Below are 15,294 nucleotides of genomic sequence, written 5' to 3' on the forward strand. Positions count from 1 at the left end.
TCACGAGGGGTCACCTCCTGCGTTCTCAGTGGGGAGATCGGCCACCCGTGGTGATTGCCGGGGCTTGGTGAAGATCAGCACGTCGGTGTGGAGCCGGGTGCTGATCGGCAGCCCGGCACACCGTGCCGTAGCCGGGCCTGGCGCGGGTACTCGCCAGGCCGGGGGTGGTTCGAGGCGCCCGCCGCGGACGGGGACGTGAAGGGCCACGATGTGCTGGAGGTAGGTCAGTTCTGCTTGCCGGGCATTGTCGATGATGTCCGGGGCGGGGTCATGGACGTGTCCGCCTGCGCGATGCAGGCTGGTAATGACGGCCAGATGACCTCCCGGCTTCACCAGCGCCGCTAGGAGGGCCAGCCCCACCTGCTCGCTTTGGCGGCAACAGCGTTTGGCGATGACGAGATCGGCAGTGCCGAGCAGATCGGTGACCATGCGGTGGGTGGTGCCTGTCGGGGCGAGGCGCAGGTCGGCGACCTCAAGGTCATGGCGGGGATGCAAGCGCTGCAACGCCTGCCAGCAGCGGTGTGCCCGGGCGGGGTCGCTAAAGGTGGCCACGGCCCGGCAGCCGGTGGTCAAAGCGCTGGAGACGATGGCATGGTCGGCCGCGTCGATGTCGATGACCAGGCCGCCGAGCCGTGTGCAGGTGGTGATCAGATGCCGGGCGAGGAGCGTACTGACCGGCCGGCAGCAGCCATAACGGCATGAGGGTTCCGGTTCGGTGTCGTTGGCGGCGAGCCAGACGCTCAATGGCAGGTGCCCCTGTGCGCCACTGTCCGGGTCGCTCCGGTGCAGAGCGCGAGTGTGGTGGTGAGGTGGGTTCAACGATGGTGTGGCCCGATCACACGAGCCGCCTGGTCCCTGTCACATCGGAAATACCTGCCGCGAGAAGCGAGATGGGACAACCGGGCAGAACGGCGGCCGTGTGGAACCGCGGTGATCACGCTTCCCGGCGGTACCGTACGCACCGTTCGTTGTTCATGCAGGTCAGGGCGCTGCTGTACCGGTTTCGAGCATCCTTCGTACAAGGTCTGCGGCGCCCGTCGTCTTCGAGATCGGCGAACGGCTGCCCTTGTGCTGTCTGTCGTTCTACTTTGAAAAGCGGTACCTCTTCGGCTGGATCAGGGGTCGATCTCGGGCGGCGATCGAGGCGGCCGGGCATGACGAGCTCGCCGAGCGCCGGTTCGGTAAGAAGGTCGATCGCCTCAAGACTTTGATGGAAGCGTCGCTGCGGCCGGCCTACCGTGGCTACCACGGCCAGCTGGTGCTGACTGATCAACAAGTCGGCGGCGAGATCGGCGACATGGCCGAGGTACGCCGGACAGCCCGGGCGGCGGGGCGAGCCCTCGTCTGAAAGACCGTTACCCATATCGCCCGATGGACGGCCGTTCGTTGTGGATGATCGAGATCCGCGTGCGAATGTTCAGACGCGAGCTCAGCATCGCGGTGGCGAGGCTGATGACGGTCAAGGACGCCGTCGGTGACCAGTCGGGCAGGCTCGCCGCTTTCGGCTATTTCGGCACCGAGTAGGCCGCGACCGCGCACGGTTGTTCCCGTGGGAGATCAGGACGCCTAGGGGGTCGTCGCGCGAGATCGAGCCGATTCACTGCTATGTCGAGTACTCGCACGATGCGGTGCCCGAAGCCGGTTGAGCCATGTGTCTCCCCCCGGCGTACACACGCTGACCTCCGGCACGCGTAGGGTCCAGGCCACCGTGACACGTTCCTGCCTGGGCCTGCTCCAGGCCAGATCGGAGACCCTCCACCAGTGTCTGGAACACCGGGCAGACCTCCACGATCTCGCTGAACTCCACCTCCCGCCCGGGCTATCACCCTCACCGGCGCCGTCACCTCTAGCCTGCTAGTCGGTGACACGGTCCTGATGAACCTCACCGGACCGTCCCTTGACATCACTTGTGCACGCTCGGCCTGGGCACGGTCTCCAGCATGTACTCCCTGGTCACTCTGGAGATCACCTCCCTGTGACCCGAGTACCACGACCCCGCTGGGTACCGGCGCCCGCTGGCGGGTCCAGCACGACCCTGCCACCGCCGGTCGGGCAACTCCAGGGGAAACACCGCAACTTCTTACCCTTCGCACCACTCTCGATAGCAAGAGGGCAGCGCAATGGCGACGGCCTGGCACGTACCCATCCTGGGCGGACTCAGCAGAGTTACCCTCGGTGGACAACTCCTCCAAACCCTGAACCCTGGAAATCTGCGGCGGAGGCCTGTGTCCGCTCCCGCTCACCGTAAATCGTGCATTGTTCGGACGATTAGCTATGAAAGTATGACGTTTCGCCCAAAGGTGACCGAACTCGTTGGCGGTACATGGGCGTGAGGGCTGTGGATGGCTCCGCCAGGTTGAGTCGATCGTGACGGGCACTGTCGTGGCTCCGCCCTGTCGTCACTGCGATCTGGCCATCCAGTTGAGATCGTCGTGGTCAGTCGTCTTTGAGCAGGTCTTGGAAGTGCGGACAGTCGATGGCGTGCCACTCACGCACGACGATCTCCTCATCGACAACGACAACTTCGGCGTGCCAAGGAAGGCAGTCGTGACAAGGCCAGATCTCGTTCGGCGTACCGTCGGCTTTGGCGTGCATCAAGTCGATCGACCCTACGGGCGCTGTGTAGGTGGTGTTCGGCTTGCGCTTCTCGGGGGAGTTCACCAGGCCAGTATCGGCGAAGGCCCGCACGGCAGGAGCCGTGCGGGCCTCGGTGTGTGTTGCTATCTCTCCCCACCGATCGCCCTTGCCCACAGGGTGAGCTGGCGGACGAACGAGAGCACTGTCCGCTGCCGGTGCTCCGGCAGGAAAGGCCACGAGGCCCATGCTGGGGCGGACAGGAGGACAACGCACAATAGGGGCAGGGACAGCAGTGCTGCGGCCACAAGCCGCAGCCACACGGGGTGAACTTGCATTACTTATCCGTTCGGACAAGACGGATGTGGCGTGAGCCACCAGGCACCTCGACGAGGTGCCCGACCCATCTCTGACCCCATCGACCAGCCGTTGCGTTGGGGAGTTCGCCATTTCCCCTGTGATACTTATTGTGTCCGAATAAGGATCAATGGCATACCTACTACAAAGTAGCACGCAGAACCGGCCGCGCGGTCAAAGTACGGCTCTCAAAGTCTACATCTATCCTAATGCAGACATGTCTGCATCTGCTGATACATGCCCGCTCAGCAAGATCATGGATGTGTGGCACCGCGTTCTTCGGTGAGTGAGATCGCCGCGCTGAAGAGCGTTTCCGGGGTTGCCTGCTTTGAGCGGTGCTAGGGCTGGTGGCGGTGTACTGCAGCAGGGCATCAGATATAGGGAGGCCTCCTGGCCGGATGAGGGATGGGGCCGCGGGGGTCACCAAAGCCCTGGCCGACAGTGCCTGCCGGACCACCGTCATCGACGGCGGAGCCACCCTTGGCATCGACCTCGAAGTCGTCCGCCGAGACTCCGCCGCCCGAGGCTTCACCTCACTGCCACGCCGCTGTGTGGCTGAGCGTACCCTCGGCCGGCTCATGCTCTGCCGCCGCCTGGTCCGCGGCAACGAGACCCTGTACGTCCGCTCCGAAACAATAATCCATATCGATCTTATGGCCCGCCGCCTGACCGGCGAATTCACCCCACGTGGCGCGGCACCTGAACTCGGAATCAAGAAGGACTAAACGTCGGCTAAATAGGGCGCTCTCCGTGAATTGCGTAGGTCGGAGCGAACGTGGCCGACGCTGCGCAGGCATCGACTTTGATGGAAGTTTGACCTCAGCCGTCACGGTGACGCGCATCATTGCAGGTGAGGGCCATCAACGGGCAGCCGCTGGGCATTGAGCCCTGTCGGCGGCGAGGGAGGGGCGCGGCAACATAATCGACGAGGTTTCGCCATACCGCAAGGCGCTTGGGAACTTTGAGCAGGGGCCGCCGAAAATATTACCCACAGCAATGTCTGTCCGGAAAGTGCCCGGTTCTTGTACGTGACATATGGCGGCATGAGCAACGTCCGAATCCACGCTTCATTCGGGAGTTGTCATGTCCCAGCCCACATCGCACGCCCCTCGTACCGCCTCATCCTTCTCTCACGTTCGCGGGCCGCTGGATGCGGCCGAAGACGCGTTCCGCCTGCTGATGCAGGGGCCGCAGTCGCTCGGCATCGACGGAGCCCACCTCGGAGCCGGTCTTCCGGCCAGAGTCATCGCGCTGGAGGAGCTGCGGGCGATCCTGCTTCACCCCTCCTGCGGGCGGGTGACCCGTGATGAGGTGTGGCGGCATCTGATCGGTCAGGCCCGGGTACGGCGGGGCGCGTGGATGGTGGCCGCCGTGGCGCTGGCCATGCCGATGCTGCGCCGCCTCGCCACATCGATCTGCCGGTCGGCGGATGCGGAGCGCGACGATGTCGAGGCCGAGGTGCTGACCGGCTTCATGGACGCACTGTCCAAGGTCAATCTGCAATGGACCCACCCATTGCTGCGGCTGTCTCGTCTGACCCGCCGGTCCGTGGCGCGAAGCGGGGTACTGCAGCGGCCGTGCCTGCTCAACGACGCAGAGACGGCCGAAGGGCACACCCTCGCCTATCCGTCGGGGCACGCCGACCTGCTTCTCGCGAAAGCGGTCACACAAGGAATCATCACCGCCGAAGCCGCGGAGATCATCGCGGTCACCCGACTGGAGAACATTCCGCTCAGCGACTACTGCCGCCGCCGTGGCCTGCTGTACTGCACCATCCTCAAGCGACGCCAGCGTGCCGAGGCGCGACTGCGCCAGGCGATCGTCAATGGTGACCTGACCGGCGGCGATCTGTAGCACACCGCCGATGGCGAGCACGCGCGATAGCTGCTCGCCGGTCAGCGAAAAGCAAATTCGGCACCGGCCGATGTCCGAAATCGGCTCGACGGCCAAGTCTTTTCCCAGGTGAAGAGGAAGCGCGGAGGCCCGGCCTTGGCTGGGGCCGCACACGGTCACCGGTCCCTGTCGCCACCGGCCCGCACGCTTCGCCGCTCGAAGGAGGACGCCCACCCGGCCCCAGCCGGTCTCGCCTCCGCGCTGCCTCTCCAAGGACTCATCGCCCAAGTGCTCGCCCTGCCCGCTTCGGCTCGGGGCACACCCCGCATGCTCAGGGAAGGTGGTCAGTGATAGCCCGCTCCCGTAGAAGTCGGCGCACGGCCCATCTCATCGCCGCCACCGTCGCCGCCTCGATCGGCCTTGGTTTCATCCTCGCGATCGGTATCGCCCACGTCGCGAGGGCGAGCCCGGACATCGTTGCCGAGGGTCTGGCCGCCCCGTCCTCGCTGAGCCAGGTGATCGACAACCTGCGCAATGTCATCGTCGGCCTGCTGGTCGGTCTGGCGACCTTGTTCCTCACCGTGGGCGGGGTCCGCTACATCCTGGCAGGAGGCGACCCCGGTGAGGTCGAAGCGGCGAAGAAGACCCTTCGTTATGCCGCCCTCGGCTATGGCGTGGCCGTTCTTGCGCCGCTTCTGGTGAGCGTCCTCAAGGGGATCGTGGGGGCGTAGCCGTGACCGCCACCCGGTATCAGACGGCCGTCGCATTGCGCCGCGCGGCGTGGATTCTTCTGGCCGTTGCGATGGTGCTGGGCTTGGGCGGTACCGCGGCCTCGGCTTCACCGGCTCCCACGCCCAGCCCCGTGGTCAGCCCCCTTCCAGACCCGCAAGGGAAGGTGCTCGCGCCTGCGGCCCCGGATGGGTGCGGGTGGATGGACGTCGGGTGCAAGGTCAAGGAGGCGATGAACGGCTGGTTCACCCGGCTGGTGGTCGAGGCGATCAATCCGGCGTTCGTCATGGTGGGCCGGATACTGCTGTCCTCGCCTCCGCCGTCGATGCTCGCCCGGGTGCGAGAACTGTCCGATCATGTCCGGCTGATAGCCAACGCTCTGCTGGGATTGTTCGTCCTGGCGGGCGGCGTGATCGTGATGTCCTACGGCAGCGTGCAGACCTCCACCACGGTCCAGGAGATCGCCCCGCGCCTGGTGGTCGCCGCCATCGCCGTCAACTTCTCGCTCACCGTCTGCGAGTACGCGGTCCAACTGGCCAACGACCTGGTGACGGCGTTGCTCGGCCAGGGCGTGGACGGCCGGCGGGCGGGAGATCTGCTGGCGGGCAAGGTCGCGGGTCTCATCACCGATACCGAGAACACGTTGCTGTTCTTGGTGCTGATGGTCGGCGTGGCGGTGCTGCTGGGGATCGTGCTGGCCTTCATCGCGTTCGTCCGGATCACCCTGCTGCTGTTCCTGATCATCGCGGCCCCGCTCGCGCTGCTGTGCCACGCACTCCCGCAGACCGAGGGCATCGCCCGGTTGTGGTGGCGCGGCTTCACCGGGGTCCTGGCGATCCAGGTGTTGCAGGCGCTGGCGTTGATCCTCGCCTTCAAGGTGTACCTGACCCAGGCCACCGACGTCTTCACCCCGCCCCCGCCAGACGCCGGTACCGCCGAGACCCTGCTGGCCCAGCCGATCGCCAGCCAGGCCATCGACGCTCTGATCCTGATCGGCATTCTCTTCGTCCTGATCAAAATCCCCGGCTGGGTGGCGCGCAGTATCTGGCAGCAGGCCCAGCCCAATCTCCTCAAGCGCCTGATCAAGGCAGTGATCGTCTACAAGGCGCTGGGAGCGATCGGCGGGGCCCGTAGAGCGGCCAGAAGAAGAACCCGGCCCGGCCCTGGCAGACGCCCAAGGGGAGCAGCAGGGCCACGGTCTGGCAGTGCCGCACGCCAAGGTCCACGACCGGCTTCAGCAAAGCGGCCGTCCACCTCCACAGGAGCACACCCAGTGAAGCCACCCACCCGCTCGGGCGGCCCGCCCCGGCAAGGCGCTGCGCCACAGCAACTCCAACTGCCGCTCGACCTCCCTCCAGCAGCCCGACGAGCACCTATGGCGTCGGTACAGGCACGGCAAGGCCGCCAGATGGCGTTGCCATTCCCCGTCACCCGGGTCCCCCGTCCACCGGCCTCGCCCACGCCGCCGCCATCGGGCGGGCCGTGGATCCGGCCCCGCCCTCCGTATGTGCAGGACCGGCTGCCTGGCATGCCCACCAGGCCGCCCCGCCCCGGCCAGCTCCGGCTCCGCCTTGACCCACCGCCCCGCCGCACACCGAGAAAGCACGGCCAATGAGCGATCAAGAGCCGCTGACCGCTCGTATCCCGGCGGACATCGACCGCCCCGACAAGATCGCCTATGGCCTCACCTTCCGGCAGATCCTCATCATCACCGTAACCGGAGCGGTCGCCGCCAGCGTCTACTACCTGTTCCACCACCTGCTGCCCATCGTGGTCCTGGCAGCCGTACTCCTGCCCGTCCTTGCGGTAGGGCTCGCCGTCGCCCTCGGCCGCCGAGACGGACTCACCCTGGACCGCTTCGCCATGGCCGCTCTGCTGTTCACCTACTCCCCGAAGCGGCTGGTGGCCGCGCCGGAAGGCGTCAGTGAGCCGCCGAGCTGGTGCCGTCTGCGCGGCAAGTTGCCCGCTCCGCTCAGCCTGCCGGTGCGCGCGATCCGCACCGACGGCGCGCTGGAGCTGGCCGAGGGCGGCGTCGCCGTACTGGTCGAAACCTCCACACTGTCCTTTCACCTGCGCACCACCACCGAACAGGCGGGACTGGTCGCCGCGTTCGGCCGCTGGCTCAACAGCTTGGAAGCGCCGATACAGATCCTCATTCGCACCCGCCCCATCGACCTCAGCGGCCTGATCGACACCGTCGAGCAGAAGGCCGCGGACCTGCCGCATCCAGCGCTGTCTCACGCCGCCGACCAGCACGCGGCCTTCCTCAGCCGGCTCAACGCCTCCCCGGATCTACTCGCCCGCCAAGTACTCATCGTCCTTCGCGACCACCAAGCCACCGGCAGACGCGCGGTGCGTCGCGACGCCTCCGCGGCAGTACTCCTACGCCGAGCAACCGAGATCGCGCGAAACCTCGCCGCGTTCGGCGTCACCGCCGGCGTACTCGACGCCCAGACCGCCTACCAGGTGCTGTCAGAGTGCCTGGACCCAGGCGGATGGCATCCCGCCGACACCGCGCTGCCCCACGAGCCCGTCACCACAAGGGAGAACCCATGAGACGCCGGGCCCACGAGCCGAGCGCACTGCCGGCGGCCGGAGCCGTGGAGATCGGAGCCCGCACACTCACCTTCCCCCACAGCCTCGCCTCTTCCTTCGCTGTGGTCGGCTACCCGCGCGACGTCGGCGCAGGCTGGCTGGAACCGCTGCTCGCCTACCCCGGCCGCCTGGATGTGTCCCTGCACATCGAGCCGATCCCACCGGCCGTGGCCGCGATGCGGCTACGCCGCCAGCTCGCCCGCCTCGAATCGGCCAGCCGCTCCGACGCCGAACACGGACGCCTGCAGGACTTCGGCACCGAGGCCGCCGCCGATGACGCCACCGAGCTGGCCGCCGGACTCGCCCAAGGACACGGCCGCCTGTTCAAAGTGGGCCTCTACCTCACCGTCCACGCCGCCACCGACGAGGAACTGACGGCCGAGGTCGAACGCGTCCAGGCACTCGCTGCCTCCCTGCTCTTGGACGCCCAGCCGACCACCTTCCGTGCCCTGCAAGGCTGGATCACCAGCCTGCCGTTGGCCACCGACGCCATCAGGCTTCGCCGCAGCTTCGACACCACCGCGCTGGCCGCCGCCTTCCCTTTCACCTCACCGGACCTCGCCACGCCGGTCGGAGACACCGCCGTCCTCTACGGCGTGAGCGCCTCCGGTTCCGGCGTCGTGCTGTGGGACCGCTTCGCCCAGGACAACCACAACTCCGTCATCCTGGCCCGCTCCGGTGCCGGTAAGAGCTTCTTCACCAAGCTGGAGACACTGCGCCTGCTGTACCAGGGCGTCGAGATCGCCGTCATCGACCCCGAAGACGAGTACGCCCGCCTGGCCCGCGCCGTCGGCGGCACCTACCTCCGCCTCGGCGCGTCCGGCGTGCGGTGGAACCCGCTCGACCTGCCCACCGGCCACGGAGCAGCCGATGACGTACTCGCCCGCCGGGCGCTCTTCCTGCAGACCCTCATCGCCACCATGCTCGGCACACCCATCACCCCCCAGGACCGCGCCGTACTGGACGCCGCCATCCTCGCCGCCTACGCAGCCGCCGGAATCACTACCGACCCGGCGACCTGGACACGCCCCGCTCCGCTGCTCGCCGACCTGGTCACCGCACTGCAAGCCCAGACGGGCGGCGAGGAGCTGGCTCGCCAGCTCGCCCCATATGTGTCCGGCTCCTACCGGCACCTGTTCGACGGACCTACCACCACCAGCCCGGCCGGGCACCTGATCGTCTTCTCCCTGCGGGACCTGCCGGAGGAGATCAAGCCGGTCGGCACGCTGCTGGCACTGGACGCCGTCTGGCGACGGGTGGCCAACCCCCGCGACCGCCGTAAACGCCTGGTCGTGGTCGATGAAGCGTGGCTTCTCATGCGCGAGCCCGAAGGCGCCCGCTTCCTCTTCCGGATGGCCAAGGCGGCCAGAAAGCACTGGGCCGGGCTCGCCGTCGTCACCCAGGACGCCGCCGACCTGCTGGCCAGCGAACTCGGACAGGCCATCGTGGCCAACGCCGCCAGCCAGATCCTCCTGCGCCAAGCGCCACAAGCCATCAAAACGGTAGGCGACGCCTTCGACCTGTCCGACGGCGAACGGCAGTTCCTGCTCACCGCCGAACGCGGCGAGGCCCTCCTGATCGCCGGCCCCGCCAGCCGTACCGCCTTCTACGCCACCGCCTCCCCCGAAGAGACCGAACTGATCACCAGCGACCCAGCCGAACTGGCCCGCCTCGAACCCGGCCAGGCCCCCGCCTTCACCACCGGCCAGCAAGACGAGGAAGGGGACCCGTTGTGAGCCCTTGCCTCCTGTGCGATCTCACCGATCGCGACGTCGAAGCAGTACTCGACGCCCTGAGCGACCTCCCCTCCCGGCTACCAGAATTGCTCGCCCTGTACGGCTGGCACATCGGCGCGACCGTGACCTGCGTAATGTCAGTGCTGGCCCTCCTACGGCACGGCCTGGCACTCCTGCGACACACCAGGCTCGAACCCGGCTCGCGCCTCATCGAGATCACCCCACCCCCGCAGACCGACCCGAACGGTGCCCCGGTCCTGTGGAGCCACCTCCTGGGACTCCTGCGCCCGGCCTGGAAACGGCTACTCACCGGCCAGCCACATCTGGCCTGGGAGTACCTCGCCGACGAGTCAGGTGTCCGCATCCAGCTCTGGGTGCCCGGCACCGTCCCGCCCGGCACCGTGGAAAAGGCCGTCCAGGCGGCCTGGCCCGGTACGACGATCACCACCCGGCCCGCGACCGCCCCACTGGACACCAAGGCCCGCACGGCAAGCGGACGGCTCCTGCTCGGCCGCCCCGAGCACTTCCCGCTCAAGACCGACCATCCCAACGATCCCGTGCGTTCGATGCTCGCCGCCATGACCGGCCTGCGCCCCGGCGAGCACGCCCTGGTGCAGATCCTCGCCCGGCCCACCACCGGCAGGCGGCTACGCCGTGCGCACCGAGCCGCAGCCGCCCTGCGCGGAGCGAGAACCGCCGGCCTCCTCGGACAGGCCCTGGACGAGCTCGCCCCCATGTCCGGCCACACCAGCCCCGGCGAACTGGCCCGCATGTTCCCCGAACGCGCCGACCAAGTCCGCGCCATCCTCATCAAAGCCGCCCAGCCCCGCTACGAAGTCGCCGTCCGATACACCGTCACCGGCAAGGCAGTACCCCGGTTGCGGGGCCGGGCACACACCCTGGCCGGCGTCTTCGCCCTGTACACCTCCAGCCACCAGTACCTGCGCCGCGCCCGGCTCTTCCCCAGCAGGCCGGGCTCGCGGCGGCTCGGCACCGGATATCTGCTCTCGGTCGGCGAACTGGCCGCGCTCGCCCACCTGCCCTGGGACATCGACGCCCCGGGCGTCACCCGCGCCGGAGCGCGCCCCGTCGCCCCGTCACCGGCCGTACCGAGCGGCCCGGCCGACCAGCGCGTCCGCGTGTTGGGCGACGCCGACAGCGGCCACAGACGGCCCGTGGCCATGCCCATCCCGGACGGCCGCCATCACATCCACGTACTCGGCGGCACCGGCGTCGGCAAATCCACCCTGCTGGCCAACATGGTCCTCGCCGACGCCGAGGCAGGCCGAGGCGCCCTGGTGATCGACCCGAAGGGCGACCTGATCACCGACGTACTGGCCCGGCTGCCCAGCCGCACGATCGGCTCAACCGTCGTCTTCGACCCGCAAGACGCCGCGCCGCCACCCGTCATCAACGTCCTCGCCGGCCCCAACCCCGCCTTCGCCGTCGATTCCATCGTCACCATCTTCCACCGATGCTTTTCCACAGCCTGGGGACCACGCGTGGACGACCTCCTGCGGTCAACATGCCTGACCCTCACCAAGGTCCTCGGGCCACGCGCCACCCTGGCCGACGTACCAAAGCTGCTCACCGACTCCGCCTACCGCACGCGGATCACCGCCCGGCTGGGCGACGAACTTTTGGCCGGCTTCTGGGACTCCTACCAAGCTCTCACCCCGGCCGGACAGGCCACCGTGATCGGCCCGGTCATGAACAAACTCCGCGCCGTCCTGCTTCGGCCCTTCATCCGGCACGCCCTCACCAGCCCCACCACCACCGTCCCCATCGGCGAACTCCTCGACGAAGGCGGTCTCATCCTCGCCCGCCTGCCCAAAGGCATCCTCGGCGATGACGCCGCCCGGCTGTTCGGCTCGATCCTGCTCGCCCACACCTGGCATGCCACCACCCGCCGAGCGGTACTCGCCGCATCCGCCCGCCCCGACGCAGCCCTCTACATCGACGAGTGCCACAACTTCCTCAACCTCCCAGGCCACATCAGCGACGTCCTCGCCGAGGCACGCGGCTACCGCCTCTCCCTCGTACTCGCCCACCAGCACCTGGACCAGCTCCCCGCCGACCTCCGCGAAGCCCTGTCGGCCGACGCCCGAAACAAGATCTTCTTCACCACTTCCCCCAAGGACGCCAACGACCTCAAGGCGCACACCGCGCCATTGATCACCCCGCACGACCTGGCCCACCTCGGCGCTTACCAGGCCGCCGTCCGGCTGATCATCGACGGCCGGCAGACCCCGCCCTGCACCGTACGCACCCGGCCACTGCCACCGATCCAAAGCGGCCGTGAAGAAGAGATCCGCAAGGCCTCCCGCGAGCGCTTCTCAACCGCCGCCCCCGAACCGACCCCGCGCAACAGACGACGCAAGCCCGCCGACCCACGCAACCACTAGCAAACGAACCGGGAGAAGATCGAATGCCGGTGACCCGTACGCCCATCGGACTGCCCCGCCTCGACGCCGCCGCACTGGCCGAGCTGGCCGCCCGGCTGACCCCGCGCGACTACGAGATCCTCAGCCACCTGCACCAGCACCGAGTCCTGACCACCCACCAGATCCAAAAGATCTTCTTCAACCTGCCGCAGCCGACCCGTCGCCGCCTCGGCATCCTGCACGCGTTCCACGCCATCACCCGCTTTCGCCCCTGGACCGCGTACGGCGGCGGCTCGGCCCCCTCCCACTGGATCCTCGGCCGAGCGGGAGCCGCCGTCCTGGCGCTCAAAGACGACACCACCATCGCCCAGCTCGGCTACCACCCCGACACGGCCATGGCCATCTCCGTCTCAAAGCGGCTCGGCCACCAGATCGGCGTCAACGACTTTTTCGCCGACCTCCACCACCACGCCCGCCGTACCAGCAGGCAGGCCGAGGTGGGCGCCTGGTGGTCCGAACGCCGCTGCGCGCAGCTCTGGGGCGACCTCGCCCGCCCCGACGCCTTCGGACGATGGAACGAGAACGGGCGCCAGCTCGACTTCTTCCTCGAACACGACACCGGCAGCGAAACCCTCACCAAGGTCATCGCCAAACTCGCCGACTACGCCAACCTCGCCGAAGCCACCGGCATCTCCACTCCGGTGCTGCTCTGGTTGCCCAGCCGAGCCCGGGAGACCAACCTGCGCCAGCGGCTGACCAGCGCGGAGGTCCCAGTGGCCACCGCCGTCCACACCACGATCGGAGACGGCCCAGCCGGACCGGTATGGCTGGCGGTCGGCTCCGAAGGCCCACGACTACGCCTGGCGGAACTCGGCAATGCATGGCCCCACCTCGGCCGCGCCGCCGGCTCTCCGGCCGGAGCCGACGAGGAGTGAAGTACGCCGCAGTCGGCGCCGCTCTCTTGCTGCTCATCGGACTGTTCATCGCCGCGGCCGGAAGCATCCTCACCAGCTCCGGCGGCCCCGGTTGCCTGATAACGCCCGGACCGGACAGCTCACAACAGTCCCTTGGGACCCTGGACGAGGAGCAGAAGCGTAACGCCACACTCATCATCCAAGCCGCGCTGCACCGTGACCTGCCGACACGAGCCGCCGTGATCGCGGTCGCCACAGCCTTGCAGGAGTCCCGCCTCCGCAACGCCACTTACGGACACCTCGACTCATTGGGCCTGTTCCAGCAGCGCCCTTCACAAGGATGGGGAAGTCCCGAACAGATCCTGGACCCCGCATACGCGACCAGCCAGTTCTACGACCGCCTCGTCAAAATTCCTCGCTGGGAGCGACTTCCACTCGCCCACGCCGCCCAGGCCGTACAACGGTCCGCCTTCCCCAACGCCTACACGAAATGGGAGCCGCTCTCCCAGCGCCTCGTCGATGCCGTCGCCGGCTTCTGCGTCGTACCTGTCGGAGGGGAAGGCGTCTCCGCTGTCCTTGCGTACGCGCACGCCCAGCTCGGCAAGCCCTACATCTGGGGAGCCGAAGGGCCGGCCGCCTTCGACTGCTCCGGACTCACCATGCGGGCCTACCAGGCGGCCGGACTCAACATCCCACGAGTTGCGGCTGACCAGTGGCGCTACGGCCCGCCCGTCCCACGAGGTCAGGAAAAGCCCGGCGACCTGGTGTTCTTCCGGATGTACCGCGGCGAACCCCAGCACGTCGGCCTCGTCATCGGCAACAGACAGATGATCCACGCACCGAACAGCAGAGACGTCGTCAAGATCGCGTCCTACCAATGGCCGGACCTGGTCGGCTTCACACGCCCGATGGCCCGCAAGGCCGCACGGTTGACGACCACTGTGGAACTGCTCGATATCGATGTCGGAGGCACTACGGAGCATTCCACCAACCACGAGCACATTCAGCGGCGGTTCGTGATGGGCACTCCCGGGAGCCACCCCGGTCACATGTGATCATGGTCTCGTAGCCGCTGTTCGACGGCGTTGCCGGTGAGGCCGACTGCGCGGCCGATGCTCGGGCGGCTCGCCCCGTCCGCGAGCAGGTCCCGCGCGATGGCCGCCCACTCTCCCGGGGTGGCGGCGGCCTGCAGGCGCGCGGCCTCTTGGTCGGTGAGGTCGCGCCCACGGCGGGCGTCGCGCTCGGTCGCGCTGGCCACCCCGGCTCCCGGCCGGTCGTTGAGCAGGTTCACGACGTCGCCCGTGCGGTAGAGGGTGCGGGCTCCGTGGTCGCGGTGTTCCGCGTGCGCGTCGAACGTTTGCCGGTACTGGGAGAGCGTCTTCCCGGCGACGCCGAGCAGCCGGGCGATCGCATTCAAGGTGCGCATCTCGTCCGGATCGCCGGGGACCTCATACCGACGGCGGGGGCGGGCGCGGGCCTCCTCCCATGCGGCGAGCCAGGTCTCCAGCGCATCGCGGTCGTACACCGGCTCGCCCGGGCCGCGAGCACCCAACCGCCGGCGGCGACCGGCTGGGCGCGGGAAGCCTGGTGTCGGCCGCCATCGGATGGCGATGTGCTCGGGCGTGCGACCGACCTCCTTCGCCCACTCGGCGAGGGTGATCGTGCCGCTGTCCTCGTCGTCGTCCCTGGTCATGTCCACCATCCTCCAGCTTGGTCAGAGCCGGTCGATAGGCTAGGGGAGTTCCTTCCTTCGTGGGTGGGACCAATCGGCGGCCGGTGTGTGCGAGCGGGCGTTGCCCGTATCACCGGCCGCCACTTACCTTTCATCCTCCGGCGGGGGCGCGCTGTCGGCCAGCGTGGCCAGGACGGACCGGAACGGTGTCGGCGGCCCCGGGTAGCGGGTCAGCTCGGCGGCCACGATGCCGGTCGTGGTGTCGGTGATGGTCCAAGTGCCCGTCTGGCGTGGCTGTCCGGGCCGGTCGCGGGTCAACTCGTCAAGCCGGGCCTCGGCGAGGGCCAGCGTGTCCTCGCTGCCGAGGGCCTGCCCGGCCTGGTCGCGGATCTCGAACATGGTGCTCCTTGTTGATCGTGAGTGGTCGCGCTGGTGCTTCCGTCAGGATGGCCGGTCCGCCCCGGCCCGCGCTGAACGGAGCGTTGTTCTGTGGATAACCC

15 protein-coding genes are annotated in these 15,294 nt (G+C 68.1%); 11 read left to right on the forward strand and 4 right to left on the reverse strand.

What is annotated here, in order from left to right; all coding sequences use genetic code 11:
* Complete coding sequence (locus DP939_RS36335) at positions 1 to 744, reverse strand: hypothetical protein (protein ID WP_113985369.1); 744 nt, start codon at positions 742 to 744, stop codon at positions 1 to 3.
* Between the two features lie 322 nt (positions 745 to 1,066).
* Here DP939_RS36335 and DP939_RS36340 point away from each other — a divergent pair, with 322 nt between their 5' ends.
* Both DP939_RS36340 and DP939_RS46470 read left to right on the forward strand, forming a co-directional pair.
* Entirely contained in the window at positions 1,067 to 1,348 is a 282-nt protein-coding gene (locus DP939_RS36340; RefSeq protein WP_113985370.1) for a hypothetical protein, read from the forward strand.
* A 23-nt stretch (positions 1,349 to 1,371) separates the two neighbouring features.
* Positions 1,372 to 1,524 (forward strand): hypothetical protein, encoded by a 153-nt coding sequence (locus DP939_RS46470; protein ID WP_158578906.1) that lies wholly within the window; start codon positions 1,372 to 1,374, stop codon positions 1,522 to 1,524.
* Between the two features lie 912 nt (positions 1,525 to 2,436).
* Here DP939_RS46470 and DP939_RS36345 read toward each other — a convergent pair.
* On the reverse strand, positions 2,437 to 2,661 hold the full coding sequence (locus DP939_RS36345) for a hypothetical protein (RefSeq protein ID WP_113985409.1): 225 nt from the start codon (positions 2,659 to 2,661) through the stop codon (positions 2,437 to 2,439).
* Between the two features lie 668 nt (positions 2,662 to 3,329).
* Between DP939_RS36345 and DP939_RS36350 the strand changes: the two genes are divergently transcribed.
* The 9 genes from DP939_RS36350 (at position 3,330) to DP939_RS36390 (ending at position 14,177) form a co-directional block, all read left to right on the forward strand.
* Complete coding sequence (locus DP939_RS36350; protein ID WP_113985371.1) at positions 3,330 to 3,656, forward strand: hypothetical protein; 327 nt, start codon at positions 3,330 to 3,332, stop codon at positions 3,654 to 3,656.
* Positions 3,657 to 4,014: 358 nt separating this feature from the next.
* Positions 4,015 to 4,785, forward strand: a complete 771-nt coding sequence (locus DP939_RS36355) for a hypothetical protein (RefSeq protein WP_147268265.1) — start codon at positions 4,015 to 4,017, stop codon at positions 4,783 to 4,785.
* A gap of 326 nt (positions 4,786 to 5,111) precedes the next feature.
* Entirely contained in the window at positions 5,112 to 5,495 is a 384-nt protein-coding gene (locus DP939_RS48230; RefSeq protein WP_113985373.1) for a pilin, read from the forward strand.
* 200 nt (positions 5,496 to 5,695) lie between these two features.
* A complete protein-coding gene (locus DP939_RS36365; RefSeq protein ID WP_113985374.1) occupies positions 5,696 to 7,108 on the forward strand; it encodes a hypothetical protein in 1,413 nt (470 codons plus the stop codon).
* Positions 7,105 to 8,049 carry a PrgI family protein gene (locus DP939_RS36370; protein WP_113985375.1) on the forward strand — a complete coding sequence of 315 codons (945 nt, stop codon included), beginning with the start codon at positions 7,105 to 7,107 and terminating at the stop codon, positions 8,047 to 8,049. Before DP939_RS36365 ends, DP939_RS36370 begins: the two co-directional genes overlap by 4 nt.
* Positions 8,046 to 9,824, forward strand: a complete 1,779-nt coding sequence (locus DP939_RS36375) for a VirB4 family type IV secretion system protein (protein WP_113985376.1) — start codon at positions 8,046 to 8,048, stop codon at positions 9,822 to 9,824. Before DP939_RS36370 ends, DP939_RS36375 begins: the two co-directional genes overlap by 4 nt.
* Positions 9,821 to 12,229 carry a type IV secretory system conjugative DNA transfer family protein gene (locus DP939_RS36380; protein WP_225878711.1) on the forward strand — a complete coding sequence of 803 codons (2,409 nt, stop codon included), beginning with the start codon at positions 9,821 to 9,823 and terminating at the stop codon, positions 12,227 to 12,229. The genes DP939_RS36375 and DP939_RS36380 overlap by 4 nt, the downstream gene beginning before the upstream one ends.
* Positions 12,230 to 12,252: 23 nt before the next feature.
* Complete coding sequence (locus DP939_RS36385) at positions 12,253 to 13,143, forward strand: replication-relaxation family protein (protein WP_113985377.1); 891 nt, start codon at positions 12,253 to 12,255, stop codon at positions 13,141 to 13,143.
* Entirely contained in the window at positions 13,140 to 14,177 is a 1,038-nt protein-coding gene (locus DP939_RS36390; RefSeq protein ID WP_158578908.1) for a C40 family peptidase, read from the forward strand. Before DP939_RS36385 ends, DP939_RS36390 begins: the two co-directional genes overlap by 4 nt.
* Here the strand turns inward: DP939_RS36390 and DP939_RS36395 are convergent.
* Both DP939_RS36395 and DP939_RS36400 read right to left on the reverse strand, forming a co-directional pair.
* Positions 14,168 to 14,815 (reverse strand): hypothetical protein, encoded by a 648-nt coding sequence (locus DP939_RS36395; protein WP_113985379.1) that lies wholly within the window; start codon positions 14,813 to 14,815, stop codon positions 14,168 to 14,170. The two genes, DP939_RS36390 and DP939_RS36395, sit on opposite strands and share 10 nt — an antisense overlap.
* 123 nt (positions 14,816 to 14,938) lie before the next feature.
* Positions 14,939 to 15,193 carry a hypothetical protein gene (locus tag DP939_RS36400; RefSeq protein ID WP_113985380.1) on the reverse strand — a complete coding sequence of 85 codons (255 nt, stop codon included), beginning with the start codon at positions 15,191 to 15,193 and terminating at the stop codon, positions 14,939 to 14,941.
* Positions 15,194 to 15,294 lie beyond the last annotated feature (101 nt).

The organism is Spongiactinospora rosea, from assembly GCF_003315795.1.
GTDB lineage: Bacteria > Actinomycetota > Actinomycetes > Streptosporangiales > Streptosporangiaceae > Spongiactinospora > Spongiactinospora rosea.

Coding starts and splice junctions, on each gene's coding strand:
- DP939_RS46470 (WP_158578906.1), top strand. CDS start 1,372: ATGGACGGCCGTTCGTTGTGGATGATCGAGATCCGCGTGCGAATGTTC.
- DP939_RS36350 (WP_113985371.1), top strand. CDS start 3,330: ATGAGGGATGGGGCCGCGGGGGTCACCAAAGCCCTGGCCGACAGTGCC.
- DP939_RS36355 (WP_147268265.1), top strand. CDS start 4,015: ATGTCCCAGCCCACATCGCACGCCCCTCGTACCGCCTCATCCTTCTCT.
- DP939_RS36365 (WP_113985374.1), top strand. CDS start 5,696: ATGGACGTCGGGTGCAAGGTCAAGGAGGCGATGAACGGCTGGTTCACC.
- DP939_RS36370 (WP_113985375.1), top strand. CDS start 7,105: ATGAGCGATCAAGAGCCGCTGACCGCTCGTATCCCGGCGGACATCGAC.
- DP939_RS36375 (WP_113985376.1), top strand. CDS start 8,046: ATGAGACGCCGGGCCCACGAGCCGAGCGCACTGCCGGCGGCCGGAGCC.
- DP939_RS36385 (WP_113985377.1), top strand. CDS start 12,253: ATGCCGGTGACCCGTACGCCCATCGGACTGCCCCGCCTCGACGCCGCC.
- DP939_RS36395 (WP_113985379.1), bottom strand. CDS start 14,815: ATGACCAGGGACGACGACGAGGACAGCGGCACGATCACCCTCGCCGAG.
- DP939_RS36400 (WP_113985380.1), bottom strand. CDS start 15,193: ATGTTCGAGATCCGCGACCAGGCCGGGCAGGCCCTCGGCAGCGAGGAC.